General features: G+C 62.3%; 18 protein-coding genes and 1 pseudogene. 7 read left to right on the top strand and 12 right to left on the bottom strand.

Going from position 1 to position 19,495, the window contains the following annotated elements:
- Positions 1-235 precede the first annotated feature (235 nt).
- The 6 genes from ACSSU5_RS09785 to trxA form a co-directional block, all read right to left on the bottom strand.
- Positions 236-1,204: a CDP-6-deoxy-delta-3,4-glucoseen reductase gene (locus ACSSU5_RS09785; protein WP_264311074.1), complete on the bottom strand. Its 969-nt coding sequence runs from the start codon at positions 1,202-1,204 to the stop codon at positions 236-238.
- Positions 1,204-2,670 (bottom strand): 4-hydroxy-3-polyprenylbenzoate decarboxylase, encoded by a 1,467-nt coding sequence (gene ubiD, locus ACSSU5_RS09790; RefSeq protein ID WP_264311073.1) that lies wholly within the window; start codon positions 2,668-2,670, stop codon positions 1,204-1,206. The genes ACSSU5_RS09785 and ubiD overlap by 1 nt, the downstream gene beginning before the upstream one ends.
- An 82-nt stretch (positions 2,671-2,752) precedes the next feature.
- Positions 2,753-3,085: an addiction module antidote protein gene (locus ACSSU5_RS09795; RefSeq protein WP_264311072.1), complete on the bottom strand. Its 333-nt coding sequence runs from the start codon at positions 3,083-3,085 to the stop codon at positions 2,753-2,755.
- Entirely contained in the window at positions 3,082-3,402 is a 321-nt protein-coding gene (locus ACSSU5_RS09800) for a type II toxin-antitoxin system RelE/ParE family toxin (RefSeq protein ID WP_264311071.1), read from the bottom strand. Before ACSSU5_RS09800 ends, ACSSU5_RS09795 begins: the two co-directional genes overlap by 4 nt.
- 213 nt (positions 3,403-3,615) lie before the next feature.
- Positions 3,616-4,875, bottom strand: coding sequence for a transcription termination factor Rho (rho, locus tag ACSSU5_RS09805; protein WP_003253661.1), 1,260 nt, complete (start codon positions 4,873-4,875; stop codon positions 3,616-3,618).
- Positions 4,876-5,103: 228 nt separating this feature from the next.
- Positions 5,104-5,430, bottom strand: coding sequence for a thioredoxin TrxA (gene trxA, locus ACSSU5_RS09810; RefSeq protein ID WP_012274768.1), 327 nt, complete (start codon positions 5,428-5,430; stop codon positions 5,104-5,106).
- A gap of 244 nt (positions 5,431-5,674) precedes the next feature.
- Here trxA and ppx point away from each other — a divergent pair, with 244 nt between their 5' ends.
- Positions 5,675-7,177 (top strand): exopolyphosphatase, encoded by a 1,503-nt coding sequence (gene ppx / locus ACSSU5_RS09815; protein ID WP_264311070.1) that lies wholly within the window; start codon positions 5,675-5,677, stop codon positions 7,175-7,177.
- On the opposite strand, the gene ppk1 is transcribed toward ppx, so the two are convergent.
- Positions 7,164-9,431, bottom strand: a complete 2,268-nt coding sequence (ppk1, locus tag ACSSU5_RS09820; RefSeq protein WP_492561080.1) for a polyphosphate kinase 1 — start codon at positions 9,429-9,431, stop codon at positions 7,164-7,166. The two genes, ppx and ppk1, sit on opposite strands and share 14 nt — an antisense overlap.
- A gap of 216 nt (positions 9,432-9,647) precedes the next feature.
- Between ppk1 and ACSSU5_RS09825 the strand changes: the two genes are divergently transcribed.
- Positions 9,648-10,292 (top strand): DedA family protein, encoded by a 645-nt coding sequence (locus tag ACSSU5_RS09825; protein WP_264311068.1) that lies wholly within the window; start codon positions 9,648-9,650, stop codon positions 10,290-10,292.
- 501 nt (positions 10,293-10,793) lie between these two features.
- On the opposite strand, the pseudogene ACSSU5_RS09830 reads toward ACSSU5_RS09825, so the two are convergent.
- Positions 10,794-11,420 (bottom strand): annotated as a pseudogene (locus ACSSU5_RS09830) (sterol desaturase family protein); the annotation flags it as partial.
- A gap of 112 nt (positions 11,421-11,532) precedes the next feature.
- On the opposite strand from ACSSU5_RS09830, the gene elbB reads away from it, so the two are divergent.
- Positions 11,533-12,201 carry an isoprenoid biosynthesis glyoxalase ElbB gene (gene elbB / locus ACSSU5_RS09835; RefSeq protein ID WP_264311067.1) on the top strand — a complete coding sequence of 223 codons (669 nt, stop codon included), beginning with the start codon at positions 11,533-11,535 and terminating at the stop codon, positions 12,199-12,201.
- Between the two features lie 65 nt (positions 12,202-12,266).
- Here elbB and ACSSU5_RS09840 read toward each other — a convergent pair whose 3' ends face one another.
- Positions 12,267-12,722, bottom strand: coding sequence for a YaiI/YqxD family protein (locus tag ACSSU5_RS09840; protein ID WP_492561081.1), 456 nt, complete (start codon positions 12,720-12,722; stop codon positions 12,267-12,269).
- A 196-nt stretch (positions 12,723-12,918) separates the two neighbouring features.
- On the opposite strand from ACSSU5_RS09840, the gene ACSSU5_RS09845 reads away from it, so the two are divergent.
- Positions 12,919-15,777: a class I adenylate cyclase gene (locus ACSSU5_RS09845; RefSeq protein WP_492561082.1), complete on the top strand. Its 2,859-nt coding sequence runs from the start codon at positions 12,919-12,921 to the stop codon at positions 15,775-15,777.
- Between the two features lie 123 nt (positions 15,778-15,900).
- On the opposite strand, the gene rnk is transcribed toward ACSSU5_RS09845, so the two are convergent.
- The 3 genes from rnk to cyaY form a co-directional block, all read right to left on the bottom strand.
- Positions 15,901-16,311, bottom strand: coding sequence for a nucleoside diphosphate kinase regulator (rnk, locus tag ACSSU5_RS09850; RefSeq protein WP_264311064.1), 411 nt, complete (start codon positions 16,309-16,311; stop codon positions 15,901-15,903).
- A 132-nt stretch (positions 16,312-16,443) separates the two neighbouring features.
- Complete coding sequence (locus ACSSU5_RS09855; RefSeq protein ID WP_264311063.1) at positions 16,444-16,656, bottom strand: DUF1289 domain-containing protein; 213 nt, start codon at positions 16,654-16,656, stop codon at positions 16,444-16,446.
- Between the two features lies 1 nt (position 16,657).
- On the bottom strand, positions 16,658-16,990 hold the full coding sequence (gene cyaY / locus ACSSU5_RS09860; protein ID WP_264311062.1) for an iron donor protein CyaY: 333 nt from the start codon (positions 16,988-16,990) through the stop codon (positions 16,658-16,660).
- 191 nt (positions 16,991-17,181) lie between these two features.
- On the opposite strand from cyaY, the gene lptM reads away from it, so the two are divergent.
- From lptM to dapF, 3 genes are read left to right on the top strand one after another with little or no spacing between them, the layout of a single operon-like run.
- Positions 17,182-17,397: an LPS translocon maturation chaperone LptM gene (gene lptM, locus ACSSU5_RS09865; RefSeq protein WP_264311061.1), complete on the top strand. Its 216-nt coding sequence runs from the start codon at positions 17,182-17,184 to the stop codon at positions 17,395-17,397.
- A gap of 9 nt (positions 17,398-17,406) precedes the next feature.
- Positions 17,407-18,654: a diaminopimelate decarboxylase gene (gene lysA / locus ACSSU5_RS09870; RefSeq protein WP_264311060.1), complete on the top strand. Its 1,248-nt coding sequence runs from the start codon at positions 17,407-17,409 to the stop codon at positions 18,652-18,654.
- Positions 18,655-18,658: 4 nt separating this feature from the next.
- Positions 18,659-19,489 carry a diaminopimelate epimerase gene (gene dapF / locus ACSSU5_RS09875; RefSeq protein ID WP_264311059.1) on the top strand — a complete coding sequence of 277 codons (831 nt, stop codon included), beginning with the start codon at positions 18,659-18,661 and terminating at the stop codon, positions 19,487-19,489.
- The last annotated feature ends 6 nt before the right edge of the window (positions 19,490-19,495 follow it).

The raw sequence follows: 19,495 nt of genomic DNA on the forward strand, positions 1-19,495 counted from the left end.
ATTATTCCCTGTGAACTACAGATGGAGCGAGAATCGCTGCGTGTCAGGGCTGACGCCCCGCACCTAAGGTGTCTGTATTAACCTTAGGATAGAAATACGCCAACACTCAAGCCCGACAGCCAAAGTTTCACGCAAACTTCCGACGGTTGGAGAGTCGAGTTTCGAGTCGAGTAAAAGTTATTAGCCAAGGCGGTAACAATTACCGCCTTATACCCACTCTTTTGAACTTGGGTTATTAGCCGCGCGGCGCGTAGGCAAACACGTCCGCACGCATGCGGTGCGCATCCATGCCGGCCTCGACCAGGGCATCAAGGGTGGCATAGACCATGTTTGGCGAGCCGCTGGCATAGACATGCACAGTATTGAGGTCCTGGATGTCTTCGCAAACGGCCTCGTGCAGCATGCCGCAACGTCCTTCCCACCCACACAGGTCACTGACGACCTTGTGCAGGAACAGGTTGGGCAGGCGCTGCCATTCGTCCCAGTGCTCAATCTGGTAGAAGTCCTCGGGCCGACGCACACCCCAGTAAAGGTGTACCGGATGCTTGAAGCCCTGGGCGCGGCAATGTTCGACCAGGCTGTGCATCTGGCCCATTCCCGTACCGGCTGCAATCAACACCAGCGGGCCATCTGGCAGCTCGGCCAGGTGCGTATCGCCAAAGGGCATTTCGATGCGCGCCAGGCGATCACGTTGCAGTTGCTCGATCAACTGCAGCGCGCTGGGCTCACGCGCCAGTACGTGCAGTTCCAGCTCACGCCCACCATGGGGCGCAGACGCCAGGGAGAACGCCGCCTGCTTGCCACCCTCTCGCTCGATCATCAGGTACTGCCCGGCGTGATACCGCAGCGGCTTGCCGGCAGGCGCACGCAGGCGTACGCGCCAGACGTCGCCACCGACATCAACGCACTCGCTCACGCTACACGCCAGCTTGCGCACTGGCAGCTCGCCCAGGGCGAGCACACCGTCCCAGAGCAACACACAGTCCTCCAGCGGTTCGGCAATGCAGGTAAACAGCTCGCCATGGTCGCGTACTTCGCCGTTCTGGCGGACGCTCCCCTCCACCAGCAAGGCGGCGCAGACATGGCAATTGCCATTGCGGCAGCTGTTGGGGCAGTCATAGCCCAGCCGCCGCGCTCCATCCAGGATCCGTTCCCCGGGTTCGAGCGCCAGCACTGCCCCGGACGGCTGCAACGTTACCTGCATCAATCTATTCCCAACTGATCCCACAGCTCATCGATACGGCGGGTGACGGCTTCGTCCTTGACGATGACCCGTCCCCATTCGCGTGTAGTCTCGCCCGGCCACTTGTGGGTGGCGTCCAGGCCCATCTTCGACCCCAGCCCCGACACCGGCGACGCGAAGTCCAGGTAGTCGATCGGGGTGTTGTCGATCATCACCGTATCACGCTTGGGGTCCATGCGTGTGGTGATGGCCCAGATCACATCGTTCCAGTCGCGGGCGTTGATGTCGTCGTCGGTAACGATAACAAACTTGGTGTACATGAACTGTCGCAGGAACGACCACACCCCCAGCATCACGCGCTTGGCGTGGCCTGGGTACTGCTTCTTCATGGTCACCACCGCCATGCGGTACGAGCAGCCTTCCGGTGGCAGGTAGAAGTCGACGATCTCCGGGAACTGCTTCTGCAGGATCGGCACGAACACTTCGTTCAGCGCCACCCCGAGAATGGCCGGCTCATCCGGCGGCCGGCCGGTGTAGGTGCTGTGGTAGATCGGTTTCTGCCGGTGCGTGATGCGCTCGACCGTGAACACCGGGAAGCTGTCCACTTCGTTGTAGTAGCCGGTGTGGTCGCCGTAGGGGCCTTCCGGCGCCATTTCGCCCGGGTGGATCACGCCTTCAAGGATGATCTCGGCGGTGGCGGGCACCTGCAGGTTGCTACCACGGCATTTGACCAGCTCGGTGCGGTTGCCACGCAGCAGGCCAGCGAACGCGTATTCGGACAGGGTATCGGGTACCGGCGTCACGGCGCCAAGAATGGTCGCAGGGTCTGCGCCCAGCGCAACGGCAACCGGGAACGACTGGCCTGGGTGCTTCTCGCACCATTCGCGGTAATCCAGCGCGCCACCACGGTGGCTCAGCCAGCGCATGATGACCTTGTTGCGGCCGATGACCTGCTGGCGGTAGATCCCCAGGTTCTGGCGGTCCTTGTTGGGGCCGCGGGTCACGGTCAGGCCCCAGGTGATCAGCGGTGCCACATCGCCTGGCCAGCAATGCTGGATCGGCAACTGGCCAAGGTCGACATCGTCACCTTCGACCACGACTTCCTGACACACCGCATCCTTGACCACTTTCGGCGCCATCGACACGACCTTCTTGAAGATCGGCAGTTTCGACCAGGCATCCTTGAGGCCCTTCGGCGGCTCTGGTTCTTTGAGGAACGCCAGCAGCTTGCCGATTTCGCGCAGTTCTTCGACCGACTCGGCGCCCATGCCCATGGCCACCCGCTCAGGCGTGCCGAACAGGTTCCCCAGTACCGGGATGTCGTACCCCGTGGGCTTCTCGAACAGCAACGCCGGGCCTTTGGCACGCAGTGTGCGGTCGCAAACCTCGGTCATTTCCAGGACGGGAGAGATCGGAACCTGGATGCGCTTGAGTTCACCGCGCTGTTCCAGGCCACGGATGAAGTCGCGCAAGTCGCGATACTGCATGCAGGAGCCTCGTGTTGGCCGTATCGGTCGGGGTGCAGAGTGTAGCGCCTAAGGGGGCAAAATGGCCAAAGGAGTCTGGGGATCAGCCGCTGCGGTGCTGTTCACTATTGTGCGAAACCACCTTTGACAGCCCGATGCCGAGTGCTTGCAGTACCTTCAACACAGTCGACAGCCGAGGATCACCGTCCGCAGCCAAGGCGCGATAGAGATTAGGGCGAGCAAGCCCCGTGGCCTGCGAAAGATTGCCCATACCACCTCGCGCTTCAGCCACGCGACGGACCGCCGTCAGAAAGCCCGCAGCACCACCAGGCTCATCGATTTCCTCAAGTGCCACGGCGAGATAATCGATGGCGAAGGTTTCGTCATTGCGAAGCATCTCAAGAACACTTTCTTCATGCGAACGCGTGCTGGTCATAGCGCTACCTTGTGCCTGTGCCAAAGCGACTTGGCTTGGTCGATATCAGCCTGCTGGCGGTCTTTCGAGCCGCCGCCGAGCAGGAAAATAATGCTCCGCCCATGGGTAGCGTAATAGATGCGGTAGCCTGGCCCAAAATCCAGTTTCATCTCGAACACACCGTCACCCACTGGCTCGGTCACACCGAAATGGCCCTGCTCTGCTCGGTCGACGCGTGTGGTAATTCGTGCTTTCAACCTTGTGTCGCGAATGGTGTCCAACCAGGCTTGGTAGAGATCTACACCGTTGACGGAAAGAACATGATGAACTGTGTACATCCATATTGTACCTTATAAGAGACAATCCATGTGTCGACTTATCCACCGCCCCCGGGGCTAGGCTCAATGACGTCGGGAGGCTGATGCTTGCAGGGGCTTGATCGGAAACCGCAGGCAGCATGGTGGCCTGCGTTAGGGCTACTGGCGAACGAACTTTTGTGACAAACAGCAAAAAGCCGGGTTTCCCCGGCTTTTTACGTGATGCAGCGAAGCTTACTTACGCTTCATCGACAAGAAGAACTCGTCGTTGGTCTTGGTCTGCTTGAGCTTGTCGACCAGGAACTCGATGGCAGCGATCTCGTCCATTGGGTGCAGCAGCTTGCGCAGGATCCACATGCGCTGCAGTTCGTCGTCGGCGGTCAGCAACTCTTCGCGGCGGGTGCCGGAGCGGTTGATGTTGATGGCCGGGAACACACGCTTCTCGGCGATGCGGCGGTCCAGGGGCAGTTCCATGTTGCCGGTACCCTTGAACTCTTCGTAGATCACTTCGTCCATCTTCGAGCCGGTTTCGACCAGCGCGGTGGCGATGATGGTCAGCGAACCGCCTTCCTCGATGTTACGCGCGGCACCGAAGAAGCGCTTCGGCTTCTCCAGGGCGTGGGCGTCGACACCACCGGTGAGGACCTTGCCGGAGCTCGGGATCACGGTGTTGTAGGCACGCGCCAGACGGGTGATGGAGTCGAGCAGGATGACCACATCTTTCTTGTGCTCGACCAGGCGTTTGGCCTTCTCGATCACCATTTCGGCAACCTGCACGTGGCGGGTCGGCGGCTCGTCGAAGGTCGAGGCAACCACTTCGCCGCGCACGGTGCGCTGCATTTCGGTCACTTCTTCCGGACGCTCGTCGATCAGCAGGACGATCAGGTGGCACTCGGGGTTGTTACGGGTGATGTTGGCCGCGATGTTCTGCAGCATGATCGTTTTACCCGCTTTCGGCGGGGCGACGATCAGGCCACGCTGGCCTTTGCCGATGGGGGCGCACAGGTCGATGACACGGCCGGTGAGGTCCTCGGTGGAGCCGTTGCCGGCTTCCATCTTCAGACGCTTGTTGGGGAACAGCGGCGTCAGGTTCTCGAACAGGATTTTGTTCTTCGCGTTTTCCGGGCGATCGAAGTTGATCGTGTCGACCTTCAGCAGGGCGAAGTAACGCTCCCCTTCCTTCGGCGGGCGGATCTTGCCGACGATGGTGTCGCCGGTTCGCAGGTTGAAACGGCGGATCTGGCTAGGCGAGACGTAGATGTCGTCAGGGCCGGCCAGGTAGGACGCATCAGCCGAACGCAGGAAACCGAAACCATCCTGGAGAATCTCCAGCACGCCGTCACCCGAGATCTCTTCGCCGCTTTTCGCGTGCTTCTTCAGCAGGGCGAAAATCACGTCCTGTTTGCGCGAACGGGCCATGTTTTCGATGCCCATCTGTTCGGCCATTTCCAGCAGATCGGTAATCGGCTTTTGCTTGAGTTCAGTCAGGTTCATAAGGGGAGTGACGTAATCATGTATGAAGGGAGGATTAAGCTTCTGGCTTAATGAAGCCGCGCCGCTAGAAGGCGATAGGATCGCGCACAGATTCTAATTAGGAGTGCGTCGGCGACGGCGTGCAGGGGGCACTGGAAAAGCAGTGCAAGGCCGAATGTAACACTTGCTTTTTTAGACGTCTAGTGGGTTGGAAAAGAAAAGCCCCGGTATTTCCGGGGCTTTTTCACATCACAGGTGGGCGTCGAGGAACGCGGCCAGCTGCGATTTCGACAATGCGCCGACCTTGGTGGCCTCGACGTTGCCGTTCTTGAACAGCATCAGCGTCGGGATGCCACGCACGCCATGCTTGGCGGGGGTTTCCTGGTTCTCGTCAATGTTCAGCTTGGCGACGGTCAGTTTGCCCTCGTAGGTGGCAGCGATGTCGTCCAGCACCGGAGCGATCATCTTGCATGGGCCGCACCATTCAGCCCAGTAGTCAACCAGCACCGGGCCTTGAGCCTGCAGTACGTCGGCTTCGAAGCTGGCGTCGGTGACGTGTTTGATTTTGTCGCTCATGGAAATCTCCAAGGTCGTAAGCTAAAAAACGTTGCCCATCATAGCCGCACCCACGCCCTACAGGAAGTCGCGGGCGATTGAGTGTAACTATAGTTGTGCAAGACGCCGCGAATCGAAACTGTCATATGCGTGTCATAACATCGAATGGCACATTGCCTTGCATCAAGCCTTGGCGTGCCACGCGTTGGCGACAGCCCCGTATCGTGGCACGATTGCCAGGTTAACGACCGAGAACATCCAGATCATGCCGCATACCAACGCGAAGAACCTGTCTCTGATCGCCGCCATCGACCTTGGCTCCAACAGTTTTCACATGGTCGTGGCCAAGGCCCACCACACCGAGATCCGCATTCTCGAACGGCTGGGGGAAAAGGTTCAGCTGGCCGCCGGCATCGACGAAGAGCGCAAGCTCAGCGAAGAAGCCATGCAACGGGGCCTCGACTGCCTCAAGCGCTTCGCCCAGCTGATTAACGGCCTGCCTGCAGGGGCCGTGCGCATCGTGGGCACCAACGCCCTGCGCGAAGCGCGCAACCGCAACGAATTCATCCAGCGCGCCGAGGCCATTCTCGGCCATCCGGTGGAGGTGATCTCCGGCCGCGAGGAAGCCCGCCTGATCTACCTGGGCGTCTCGCACACCCTGGCCGACAACCCCGGCAAGCGCCTGGTCGCCGACATCGGCGGCGGCAGTACCGAGTTCATCATCGGCCAGCGCTTCGAGCCACTGCTGCGCGAGAGCCTGCAGATGGGCTGTGTCAGCTTCACCCAGCGCTACTTCCGCGACGGCAAAATCACCCCGGCGCGTTATGCCCAGGCCTACACTGCCGCACGCCTGGAGCTGATGAGCATCGAAAACGCCCTGCACCGCCTGACCTGGGACGAAGCCATCGGCTCGTCCGGGACCATCCGGGCCATCGGCGCGGCCATCAAGGCCAGCGGCCTGGGCAATGGCGAGGTCAACGCCGAGGGGCTGGCGTGGGTCAAGCGCAAGCTGTTCAAGCTGGGGGAGGTCGACAAGATCGACTTCGAAGGCATAAAGCCGGACCGTCGCACCATCTTCCCGGCTGGCCTGGCGATTCTCGAAGCCATCTTCGACGCCCTCGAACTGCAACGCATGGATCACTGCGACGGCGCCCTGCGCGAAGGGGTGCTGTTCGACCTGCTGGGCCGCCATCACCACGAAGACGTGCGCGAGCGCACCCTCAACTCATTGATGGAGCGCTACCACGTCGATCAGGGCCAGGCCGCGCGCGTCGAACGCAAGGCGCTGCATGCGTTCGACCAGGTCGCGAAGGCCTGGAGCCTGGAAGACGGCAATTGGCGCGATCTTCTGGGCTGGGCTGCGAAAGTGCACGAAGTAGGGCTGGATATCGCCCACTACCACTACCACAAGCACGGCGCCTACCTGATCGAACATTCCGACCTGTCGGGCTTCTCCCGTGAGGACCAGCAGATGATGGCCTTGCTGGTACGCGGCCATCGCCGCAACATCCCCAAGGACAAGTTCGCCGAGTTCGGTGATGAAGGGGTGCAGCTGATTCGCCTGTGCGTGCTGCTGCGCTTCGCCATCCTGTTCCACCACATCCGTGGTACTCAGCAGATGCCCAAGGTGCAGTTGCAAGCTGGTGACAACAGCCTCGACGTAGTCTTCCCACAAGACTGGCTGGAACAGAACCAGCTGACCCAGGCCGACTTCGCCAACGAGGCGGAGTGGCTGGCCCGGGTCGGCTTCGTCCTCAGCGTACGTTGAGGACCGGGTTGCTCAGGCGCTCCAGCAGGGTCGCCTGGGCACTGCGCGGGTTCTGGTTGCCGGTCGGGGTGCTGCGCACGTAGCGCCCATCCGACTGCAGCGTCCAGGCATGGGTGTTGTCGGTCAGGTAGCTTTCCAGCTCTTTCTTCACCCGCAGCAACAACTTCTTGCCTTCGACCGGGAAGCAGGTCTCGACGCGCTTGTCGAGGTTGCGCTCCATCCAGTCGGCACTGGACAGGTAGATCTGCTCCTCGCCGCCATTGAGGAAGTAGAACACCCGGGTGTGCTCCAGGAAGCGGCCGATGATCGAGCGCACGTGAATGTTGTGCGACACCCCCGGAATGCCTGGCCGCAGGCAGCACATGCCGCGCACGACCAGGTCGATGCGCACACCAGACTGGCTGGCCTTGTACAGCGCCTTGATAACCTTGGCATCGGTCAGCGAGTTGAACTTGGCGATGATGTGCGCGGGCTTGCCTTCGAGCGCGAACTGGGTCTCGCGGGCAATCATGTCGAGCATGCCCTTCTTCAGGGTGAAGGGTGCGTGCAGCAGCTTCTTCATGCGCAGGGTCTTGCCCATGCCGATCAGCTGGCTGAACAGCTTGCCGACGTCTTCGGTGAGGGCGTCGTCGGAAGTCAGCAGGCTGTAGTCGGTGTACAGACGGGCGTTGCCGGCGTGGTAGTTACCGGTACCCAGGTGCGCGTAGCGGACGATTTCACCCTGCTCACGCCGCAAGATCAGCATCATCTTGGCGTGGGTCTTGAAACCGACCACACCATAGATCACCACCGCACCCGCGGCTTGCAGGCGGCTGGCCATCTGCAGGTTGGACTCTTCGTCGAAGCGCGCACGCAACTCGATCACCGCAGTGACCTCCTTGCCGTTACGGGCGGCGTCCACCAGGGCGTCGACGATCTCCGAGTTGGCGCCGGAGCGGTACAAGGTCTGGCGCACGGCGAGCACATGCGGGTCCTTGGCGGCCTGACGCAGCAGGTCGACCACCGGCGTGAACGACTCGAACGGGTGCATCAGCAGGATGTCCTGCTTGCTGATCACGCTGAAGATGTTGTCGGCATTTACCAGCAGCTTGGGGATCGCCGGGGTGAACGGCGTGTATTGCAGTTCCGGGTGGCTGTCGAGGCCGGTGATGCTGAACAGGCGGGTCAGGTTGACCGGACCGTTGACCTGGTACAGCTCACTCTCGCTCAGGCTGAACTGCTTGAGCAGGTAATCCGAGAGGTGTTTCGGGCAGGTATCGGCCACCTCAAGGCGCACGGCATCACCGTAGCGGCGCGAGAACAGCTCGCCGCGCAGGGCGCGTGCCAGGTCATCGACTTCTTCGGAGTCCAGCGCCAGGTCGGCGTTGCGGGTCAGGCGGAACTGATAGCAGCCCTTGACCTTCATGCCCTGGAACAGGTCGTCGGCGTGGGCGTGGATCATCGACGACAGGAATACGTAGTTGGCACCCGGGCCACCGACCTCTTCAGGTACTCGGATGACCCGCGGCAACAGGCGCGGCGCCGGGATGATCGCCAAGCCCGAATCGCGGCCGAAGGCATCGACGCCTTCAAGCTCGACGATAAAGTTGAGGCTCTTGTTCACCAGCAATGGGAACGGGTGCGTCGGGTCAAGGCCGATCGGGGTGATGATCGGGGCGATCTCGTCGCGGAAGAAACGCCGCACCCAGGTCTTGAGCTTGGGCGTCCAGTAACGGCGGCGGATGAAGCGGATATGGTGTTTTTCCAGCTCCGGCAACAGCACGTCGTTGAGGATGGCGTACTGACGATCCACCTCGGTGTGCACCAGCTCGCTGATGCGCGCCAGGGCCTGGTGCGGCTGCAAACCGTCGGCACCGGCCTGTTCGCGGGCGAAGTTGATCTGCTTCTTCAGGCCGGCGACGCGGATCTCGAAGAATTCATCGAGGTTGCTGGAGAAGATCAGCAGGAATTTCAGGCGCTCGAGCAGCGGGTAGCTCTCGTCCAGCGCCTGCTCCAGCACCCGAATGTTGAACTGCAGCTGCGACAGCTCGCGATGAATGTACAGGCTGCTGTCGTCCAGGCCGGGGACGGCGATCGCCGGTGCCGGCGCGGGGGCCGGTGCCGATGCAGGGGCCGCAGCCTCGACCACAGGCTCTGGCTCCAACTCTGGCTCTGGCTCTGGCGCCGGAGGCAGGTCTGGCGGCGTCTGCACCATCTCTTCGGGGACTGCCTGGGCGTCCTTGATCACGACAGGGGTGAGCACTTCATTATTCATCTGGACGTTCCTGGAGGACGTTAACGCCCTATCATCAATTGAGCGGGACGATAAGCGGCCATTATGACGCCTGTGTTACACCCACTGGCAAGCCTGCGACTTGTGGCCGAAGCCATTGTCCTTGTAGGAATTGTTCACGTCGAGACACATTTGGACACTTTCATCCACGCGCGCGAAGGGGTAGGCTGCGCGTTCATTTCGCCAGCACCTCAGAAAATGCTTCAACAATTCCTGCAGGATTTCGGCTACTTTGCCCTTTTTCTAGGCACCTTCTTTGAAGGCGAGACCATCCTGGTGCTTGCGGGTTTTCTCGCGTTCCGCGGATACATGGACATCAAGCTGGTGTGCCTGGTGGCCTTTTTGGGCAGCTATGCCGGCGATCAGCTGTGGTACTTCATGGGCCGTCGCCATGGGCGCAAGATCCTGGCACGCAAGCCGCGCTGGCAGGCCATGGGTGATCGGGCGCTGGACCACATCCGCCGCCACCCCGACATCTGGGTGCTGAGTTTTCGCTTCGTCTATGGCCTGCGCACGGTCATGCCGGTGGCCATTGGCCTGTCGGGCTATCCGCCGCGCCGCTACCTGCTGCTCAACGGCATCGGCGCTGCCATCTGGGCACTGGCACTGGGGGCTGCGGCCTATCACTTCGGCGCCATCCTCGAAGGCCTGCTGGGCAATGTGAAGCGGTACGAGCTATGGGTGCTCGGCGGCTTGCTGTTGCTAGGCGCCCTGCTCTGGCTGCGCCGGCGCTTCCGCACCCTGCGCGCGGAGCGCAAGGCGGCGGCACTTGGCCAGGCCCCAGACGCTGAGCAGGCTGTAAGCCAGGAGCAGGAACCACCCCAGCGGCGTGATCACCGCTAAGCCCAGTGCGCCAGCCAGGTACAGCGCTGGCGCATTCGACAGCAGCCGCGCCAACTCCAGGCGCACGGCCCAAGGCCGGTTCTCAAGCAGCGCCCCGAGCACGAACAGGCCCAAGGCCATCACCGACCAGCCCAGTATCAGGGCGGCGGTCGGCACCCGCTGCGCCACCTCCATCAAGTAGCTGCCCAAGGCCACGTAGACGACGAACTGCGCCGCCACGTAGGCCTGCTGCGCCCGGCCCAGGGCAATCTCGAACTTGCGAAACAGCGCCAGGTCCGGCTTGGCCTGCGGGTAACGGGCCGTGACATCGGCCGGGCGCCAACCCGTGGGCATGAACCAGATCCGCAGTTTGTCCCATACGCTGCGCGTGTGCCGGGCATCGCGCCACAGGTGGGCATAGAACTGCAGGTTGGCCCACAACGGGTTCCAGCTGGCCAGTGGCGTGGTTACGCCGAACACCACGGGCTCGGCCGGGTCCTCCTCCTTGAATGTTCCAAACAGACGGTCCCAGAGAATGAACACGCCGCCGTAATTGCGATCCAAGTAAACAGGATTTTGCGCATGGTGGACGCGATGGTTGGATGGCGTGATCAGTATCCATTCGAGCCAGCCGAGCTTGGGAATGTGCCGGGTATGCACCCAGAACTGGTACAGCAGGTTCAGCGACGCCACGGTGACGAACACCAGCGGCGGCACACCGATCAGCGCCAAGGGCAGGTAGAAGATCCACGAAAAGATGAAACCGCTGCTGGTCTGGCGCAGCGCGGTGGTGAGGTTGTACTCCTCGCTCTGGTGATGCACCGAATGGGCCGCCCACAGCACATTGCGTTCGTGCCCCAGACGGTGCAGCCAGTAGTAGCAGAAATCGTACAGGACGAAGGCCAGCACCCACACCCACCACGCTTGCTGCGGCAAGCGCAGCAACGCCAGGTGCTCCCAGGCCAGGGCATAGGTCACCAGCCCAACGCCTTTGGTCAACAGGCCGGTACTGGTCGACAACGCACCGGTACTCAGGCTGTTGATCGAGTCGGCCAGCGTGAAATTGCGCTGGCCACGCACGCGGTCGGCCACCAGTTCGACGGCGATCAATACGAAGAAGAACGGCACGGCCAGCAGTATCAGGTCCATGGTGACGACCTCAGGCGTTGTCCACAAAGATTAGGCCGCGACCGCAGGAATCCCTATGGCTACATCTGCCAAACTAGAGGACATTTAGCGCCTCGACACTGGAGTAATGAGCATGACAAAAAAAGTAGCGGTGATTCTTTCCGGCTGTGGCGTGTATGACGGCGCCGAAATCCACGAAAGCGTGATCACCCTGCTGCGCCTCGACCAGCGCGGGGCGCAGGTGCAGTGCTTTGCGCCGAACATCGCGCAAATGCACGTGATCGACCACCTGACCGGCGAGCCGATGCCTGAGTCGCGCAACGTGCTGGTGGAGTCGGCGCGCATTGCCCGCGGTGAGGTCAAGGATATCCGCGAAGCCAATGCCGAGGACTTCGATGCGCTGATCGTGCCCGGTGGTTTTGGCGCGGCGAAAAACCTCTCCAACTTTGCCGTCGAAGGCGCCAACTGCAGCGTCAACCCGGACGTGCTGGCCCTGGCCGAGGCCTTTGCCGACGCCTGCAAGCCGGTTGGGCTGATCTGCATCTCGCCAGCGCTGGCGGCGAAGATCTACGGCCCTGGCGTGGTCTGCACCATCGGTAACGATGCCGGCACCGCTGCAGCGGTGGAAAAGATGGGCGGCAAGCATGAAGAATGCGATGTGCACGACATCGTTGAAGATACCCAGCGCAAACTGGTGACTACCCCGGCCTATATGGTTGCCAAGTCGATCAGCGAAGCGGCCGGTGGGATCTACAAGCTGGTGGACCGGGTGCTGGAATTGACCCACGAAGGCGACCAGTAAACCCTGGACTGTGCTGCCTTTGTAGGAGCGGCCTTGCCGGGGCGCTCCTACAAAAGCCGTGCACGTCAGGTGGGTTTGGACAACCGCGCGATAATCCGGTCCAGCGCATTGGCGAATGCCTGTTTCTCGCGCTCGCCATAAGGCGCCTGCCCTCCCCCCACCTGCCCCTGCTCGCGCAACTCGGTGCACAGGTTGCGCGCCGCCAGCCGATCGCCCATGTTGCGCTCGTCAAACTCACGCCCGCGCGGGTCCAGCGCCGCCACGCCTTTCTTGACCAGCCGATCGGCCAGCGGCACGTCGCTGCAGATCACCAGTTCGCCAGGCTCGGCATTGTCGACCAGATAATCATCGGCCGCATCCATGCCACTGGGCACCACGATCAGCCGCACACAGGCAAAGGCCGGCTTGCTCTGCGCCTGGCCAGCCACCATCACCACCTCGAGCTTGCGCTTGAGGGCGAACTTGACGATCAAATCCTTTGCCGCCTTGGGGCAGGCGTCGGCATCGATCCATACACGCATCAGGAAACACCTCGAAATCGGGAAACCACGCTCATGCTTCACATCATGCCTTAAGCCTGACGATAGCTGGAGCCGCCGGGCCTGACGAACGCATACAGCCGCTTGAAAAATGGCGTCAATAACCCATTTAGCGCTTATCCGACTGCTTCGCTCAGGCTAAACTCGCCGCAGCCCACTGGCCTGCCCCGAGCGTGCAATGAACCACCCCCACGAAATCCGCCCCGACCTGGACGAAGGCATCGACCGCAAGGTACTGGCGACGTTGCGTGCGCGTTTTCTGCAGCTTAACCAAGGGCGGCTGCAGCGTGCGATGGAGGGCCTGTCGACACGCCAGCAACAAGTACTGACGCTGTTGCCGCTGCTGTTTCACGTGAACCACCCGCTGCTGCCGGGCTATGTATCGGGCAGCACCCCTGCAGGGGTGGCCGGTTTCGAGCCAGGCGCCGAGCTGGTCGCCGAAGCACAGCGGCTGGCACGTTCGTTCGCTTACAAGGCCCGCCACGGGCACGCGCAGTGCCCGATCCACGGGGTGTTTCTGATGGGCAGCCTGGGCTCCCTGGCTCAGGCCGAACAGAGCGATATGGACCTGTGGGTCTGCCATGCGCCTGACCTGGGCGATGACCAGTTGGGCGAGCTGCGCCGCAAGTGCCAGTTGCTGGAAACCTGGGCCGCAAGCCTGGGCGCCGAGGCGCACTTCTTTTTGATCGACCCGCAAGGTTTTACCCAAGGCGAGCGGGATGGCCAGCTCGGCTCCGACGACTGTGGCACCACCCAGCATTACCTGCTGTTGGACGAGTTCTACCGCACCGCCATCTGGCTGGCCGGGCGCACGCCCCTGTGGTGGCTGGTGCCGGTGTATGAAGAACACAACTACAGCGCCTATACCCAAACCTTGCTCAGCAAGCGCTTCATCCGCAGCCAGGACGTCCTCGACCTCGGCAACCTGGCGCATATCCCGCCCGGCGAGTTCGTCGGTGCCGGGCTATGGCAACTGTTCAAAGGCATCGACTCGCCCTACAAATCGCTGCTCAAGCTGCTGCTGACCGAAGCCTACGCCAGTGAGCACCCCGCTGTGCGCTGCCTGAGCCTGGACTTCAAGCACGCAGTCTTTGCCAACCAGCTCGACCTCGACGCGCTGGACCCCTATGTGATGGTCTACCGGCGGATCGAGCACTACCTGCGTCAACGCGGCGAAGTTGCACGCCTTGAGCTGGTACGCCGCAGCCTGTACCTGAAGGTCAACAAGAAACTCAGCGGCCAGGTGCGTGCCAACGGCTGGCAACGCCAGTTGCTGCAACGCTTGGCTGACGAATGGGGCTGGGACGAGCGCCAACTGGCCCTGCTCGATAGCCGTAGCCAGTGGAAGGTGCGCCAGGTCGCCGTCGAACGCCGCGAACTGGTGGCCGAGCTGAACCACAGCTACCGCTTCCTTAGCCAGTTCGCCCAGACCCGCAACGCCAGCAGCCGCGCCGACCAGCGTGACCTCAATGTGCTGGGACGACGCCTGTACGCAGCCTTCGAGCGTCGCGCCGGCAAGACCGAGGTGATCAACCCTGGGATTGCCCCGGACCTGGCCGAAGGCACCCTCACCCTGGTCCAGGCTCCCAATCGCAAGGAGCCTGGCAGCCACCACTGGGAGCTTTACGCCGGCAACCTGAGCACCCACGAGGTGGAGCACTTCAGCCCGATAAAACGCTGCCGCGAGCTGCTCGAACTGCTCACTTGGGCCCATCGCAACGGCGTGATCGACAGCAGCACACGCTTTGCCCTGCACCCTGGCGCCAGCGACCTGAAGGAGCTCGAGCTGTTCAATCTGCTGGGCAGCTTGCAACAGACCATCGACCTACCGCTGCCCACGGTCAGCGAAGTCCGCCTGCTGCAGCCCAGTGTGGCCGACCAAATCCTGCTGCTGATCAACGTCGGCGTCGACCCGCTGCGTCACCAGCGCGACCTGAACATCCTGATGACCACCGAGCGCACCGACTCGCTGAGCTACGCCGGCGTGCGCGAAAACCTGGTACTAACGCTCGACCAAGTCACGCTCAACAGCTGGAACGAGGTGCTGGTGCAGCGCTACGACGGCGATCACGCGTTGCTGCGTTGCCTGCGTGATTTCCTCAACAGCCTCGGTCAGCGCGGGCATCGCCCACAGCTACGGGTGCGCTGCTTCTGCCACAACCGTGCCCAGGCCATCGAGCAGCGGGTCGAGGATATTTTCGCCACGGTGCAGCGGCTGCTCGACCAGGGTGCGAACCACCGCTATGTGCTGCAGGTGGCTCAGCACACGCATGTGCTGGCGCTTTTGCCCGGCCAGGTCAGCCTGGCGACCCTGGCCGACCACGAGGCAGTGCTGGGCTACCTGAGCGAAGAGCGCAGCGCCTACAGCCCGCTGCACCTGGACGCCAACGCGCTGCAGGACTACGACCTGCCACTGGTACTGGAGCAAGGCCGGCCCGCTTGCATCCAGGTGTTCTATCGCCTGCAGGGTGACTGGGCTGATCTGTACGTGCTGGATGAGTACAACGCGCTGTGGCAGCAGCACCTGCCACTGCAGGATGAAGCCCATTTGTTGCTGCCGCTGCAGCGCTTTCTGCGCTCAGTGCTGATGCGCCGTGATGCCCAACTGCCGCTCGACAGCCTGCAGCCCGCTGCGCTGGATATCCAGTACGGGCAGTTGCTGCCTTCAGGCGCTGGCAAGGCACGCAGCATCGAGCTGCGGTCTGCGCCGGTGGAAGGTAGCGGCCAGCCTTATTACGAGGTTCAGGCCATCATCCAGGCCGGTACAGCAGGCGCCGTGCATGTCACCTTGTACTGTGACCAACAGGAGTTTTCCGAGCTGGAGCATGGCGACCAGCTCTATGCGGTAGTCGCCCGGCAGATCATCGGGCAACGCCGCAGTGCCGGCAATTACCGCTGCTACATTACCGATCTGGATTTGTCCGAGCTGCTGGGTGATGAGTTGGGCGCGACGGTCTTGTATCTGCGTTACAAGCGGGAGCTGGAGCAGGCGCTGAATGAAGGGCTGGAGCAGTTGCAGGCAGCGGTCGGGAGATGATGTGGGAGCGGGCTTGCCCGCGAACACCGGCAAAGCCGGTGCCATGCACCGCGTGCTTCCATTCGCGGGCAAGCCCGCTCCCACAGGAGACTTGGCGATGGGGCGTGCAGCGGCCCTAAAGACTCAGAGGTCGAAATCGCCCGCCGCTTCCGGCTGGTATTCGACTTCCAACAGCTTCAGCTTGAGGGTCTTGCCACCCGGCGCCGGCCAGTCGATCTGCTCACCCACCGAAAGGCCCAACAATGCACAGCCAATCGGCGCCAGGATCGATACCTTGCCTTCTGGCCCTGCATCCTTCGGGTACACCAGGGTCAGGTGGTAGTCCTTACCGCTGGCCTCTTCACGGCAATGCACGCGCGAGTTCATGGTCACCACCCCGGCCGGGACGTCCTCGTGACCGACCACCTGCTCGGCGCGGTCCAGCTCGTCCTGCAGGGCGAGCACACCCGGCGTACTTTCGTCGAGGCTCTCGATCAGGCGCTCGAGACGTTGTACGTCCAATCGGGTGAGGATGAGGGAAGGCTTGGTGCTCATGATCCAGTCAGACTCCTTTGAACATGCGATTTTCGTCGGGCAAATAAAGCAAAACCCCGCCCAAGGGCGGGGTTTATGATGACTTTGGCGTCACCGACGCAGAACCTGACACTACCACAGCCGGGTAAATACTCAAGCCCGCGCGCGCAAGGCCTCGGCTTCGCGGCAGATCTGCCGGCGCCGCTCGTCGTCTGCAGAGCGCCATTCGCGGATATGCTCCACAGGGCGGTGGCAGCCGGTACAGACACGCTGTTCGTCCAGCCGGCAAACGCTGATGCACGGCGACTTCACTGCGGGGCTGACATTGCTGTAAAGCGGCTTGGGCGGCCGCGGCTGCTCACTCATCTCAGATCTCGTCGAAGTCCAGCTTCTCGCCGGCCCGCTCCCAGACGATGCGCTCAAGCATCTCGCCGAGCAGCTCATCGCTCTTCTCGCAGACCCACTTCTTGCTCTCTTCGTCGTAGTCGAAGTGAAAACCACCGGACTTGTCCGCCAGCCACAACTGGCGCAGCGGCTCCTGGCGGCTGAAGATCAGCTGGCTGCCGTTTTCGAACTTGATGGTCAGGACCCCGGCGGAGTTCTCCATGTCCAGGTCCATGCCGCTCTCGTCGAACAGGTCTTCCAGCGCCTGTTGGGTCGCGTCGACCAGATCATGGAAACGCGCTTCGCTCAAACTCATTGCAGGAACCTCGAAATTGGCTGCGTTACAGGCAAGGCGGGCAAGATACGGGCGCTTGGCGCCGAATGCAAAGATTAGCCATTGAAGGCGGTAAGAATAGCCCGCCCGGCGGGCCGGCCCTTGCATAGGCAATCCGCCGGTCGCTCGGTATACTCGGGCGCAATACTGCATATTTCAAAGGATTTCACCCAATGAAGCGCCTGATTTCCTCCCTCGCGGCGCTGGTCGCTGTTGCCTGCCTCGTTTCTGCCTGCGGCCAGAAAGGCCCTCTGTACCTGCCAGAAGACGGCAAGGACGGCAAGGACACCCGCAAAACGCACCAGCACCAGCCGAAAGCCAAGCCGGCTCAGACGCAAGAACAGCAGCCTGAGCTGCAATCCGAGCCCGAGCAGTCGCCAGCGCAGTAAGGAAATCAGATGAACGCTTTCAACTACCGCGACGGTGAACTGTTCGCGGAAGGCGTGGCCCTGACGGCCATCGCCGAACGTTTCGGCACCCCCACCTACGTGTACTCGCGCGCCCACATCGAGGCCCAGTACCGCAGCTACGCCGACGCCCTCGAAGGTATTTCGAGCCTGGTCTGCTTTGCCGTCAAGGCCAACTCCAACCTGGGCGTGCTGAACGTCCTGGCGCGCCTTGGCGCAGGCTTCGACATCGTCTCCGGCGGTGAGCTGGAGCGCGTGCTGGCCGCTGGCGGGCGCGCTGATCGCGTGGTGTTCTCGGGTGTCGGCAAGACCCGCGAAGACATGCGCCGTGCCCTGGAAGTGGGCGTGCATTGCTTCAACGTCGAGTCCACCGACGAGCTTGAGCGCCTGCAAGTGGTGGCCGCCGAGATGGGCAAGGTTGCCCCGGTCTCGCTGCGGGTCAACCCGGACGTTGATGCCGGTACCCACCCGTACATCTCCACCGGCCTCAAAGAAAACAAGTTCGGCATCGCCATCGCCGACGCCGAGGCCATCTACGTACGCGCCGCGCAGTTGCCGAACCTGGACGTGGTCGGTGTCGACTGCCACATCGGCTCGCAGCTGACCACCGTCGAGCCGTTCCTCGATGCCCTCGACCGCCTGCTGGACCTGGTCGACCGCCTGGCCGACTGCGGCATCCACCTGCGTCACCTGGACCTGGGTGGCGGCGTTGGCGTGCGCTACCGCGATGAAGAGCCGCCCCTGGTGGCCGACTACATCAAGGCCATCCGCGAGCGCGTCGGCGACCGCGACCTGGCCCTGGTGTTCGAGCCGGGTCGCTACATCGTGGCCAACGCCGGTGTCCTGCTGACCCGCGTCGAATACCTCAAGCACACCGAACACAAGGACTTCGCCATCATCGATGCTGCGATGAACGACCTGATCCGCCCGGCCCTGTACCAGGCCTGGATGGGCGTCAGCGCGGTCACCCCACGCGAAGGCCAAGGCCGTGCCTATGACCTGGTCGGGCCGATCTGCGAAACCGGCGACTTCATCGCCAAGGAGCGCGAACTGAACCTGGCCGAAGGCGATCTGCTGGCCGTGCAGTCTGCCGGCGCCTATGGTTTTGTCATGAGCTCGAACTACAACACCCGTGGCCGCTGCGCCGAAATCCTGGTCGATGGTGATCAGGCATTCGAAGTGCGCCGCCGCGAGACCATCGCCGAACTGTATGCCGGCGAAAGCCTGCTGCCGGAGTGAGCCCATGCTGCTGCGTTTCACCAAGATGCATGGGCTGGGCAATGACTTCATGGTCCTCGACCTGGTCAGCCAGCACGCACATATCCAGCCCAAGCATGCCAAGCAATGGGGCGACCGCCACACCGGCATCGGCTTCGACCAGCTACTGATCGTCGAGGCGCCGAATAATCCGGAAGTGGACTTCCGCTACCGGATCTTCAACGCCGACGGCTCCGAAGTCGAACAGTGCGGCAACGGTGCGCGCTGCTTTGCCCGCTTTGTGCTGGACAAGCGCCTGACCGCGAAAAAGCGCATCCGCGTCGAAACCAAAAGCGGCATCATCGAGCTGGACGTGCAGAACGACGGCCAGGTGAGTGTCGACATGGGCCCGCCGCGCCTGGTCCCGGCCGAAATCCCCTTCGTCGCCGACGAGCAGGCACTGAGTTACCCACTGGAAGTCGACGGTGAAGTTCACGCGATCGCCGCCGTGTCCATGGGCAACCCACATGCCGTGTTGCGTGTCGATGACGTGCATACCGCACCCGTGCATGCGCTGGGCCCGAAGATCGAAAACCATCCGCGCTTCCCGCAGCGGGTCAACGCCGGCTTCATCCAGGTCATCGACCGTCACCGTGCCAACCTGCGGGTGTGGGAACGCGGTGCGGGCGAGACCCAGGCCTGCGGCACCGGCGCCTGCGCCGCGGCCGTGGCGGCTATCAGCCAGGGCTGGATGGACTCACCGGTGAGCCTCGACCTGCCGGGTGGCCGCCTGCACATCGAATGGGCCGGCCCCGGCAAGCCCGTGTTGATGACCGGCCCGGCCGTACGCGTCTACGAAGGACAGGTTCGTCTCTAAACGAGT

It is taken from the genome of Pseudomonas sp. E1MeOHC2, assembly GCF_058745025.1.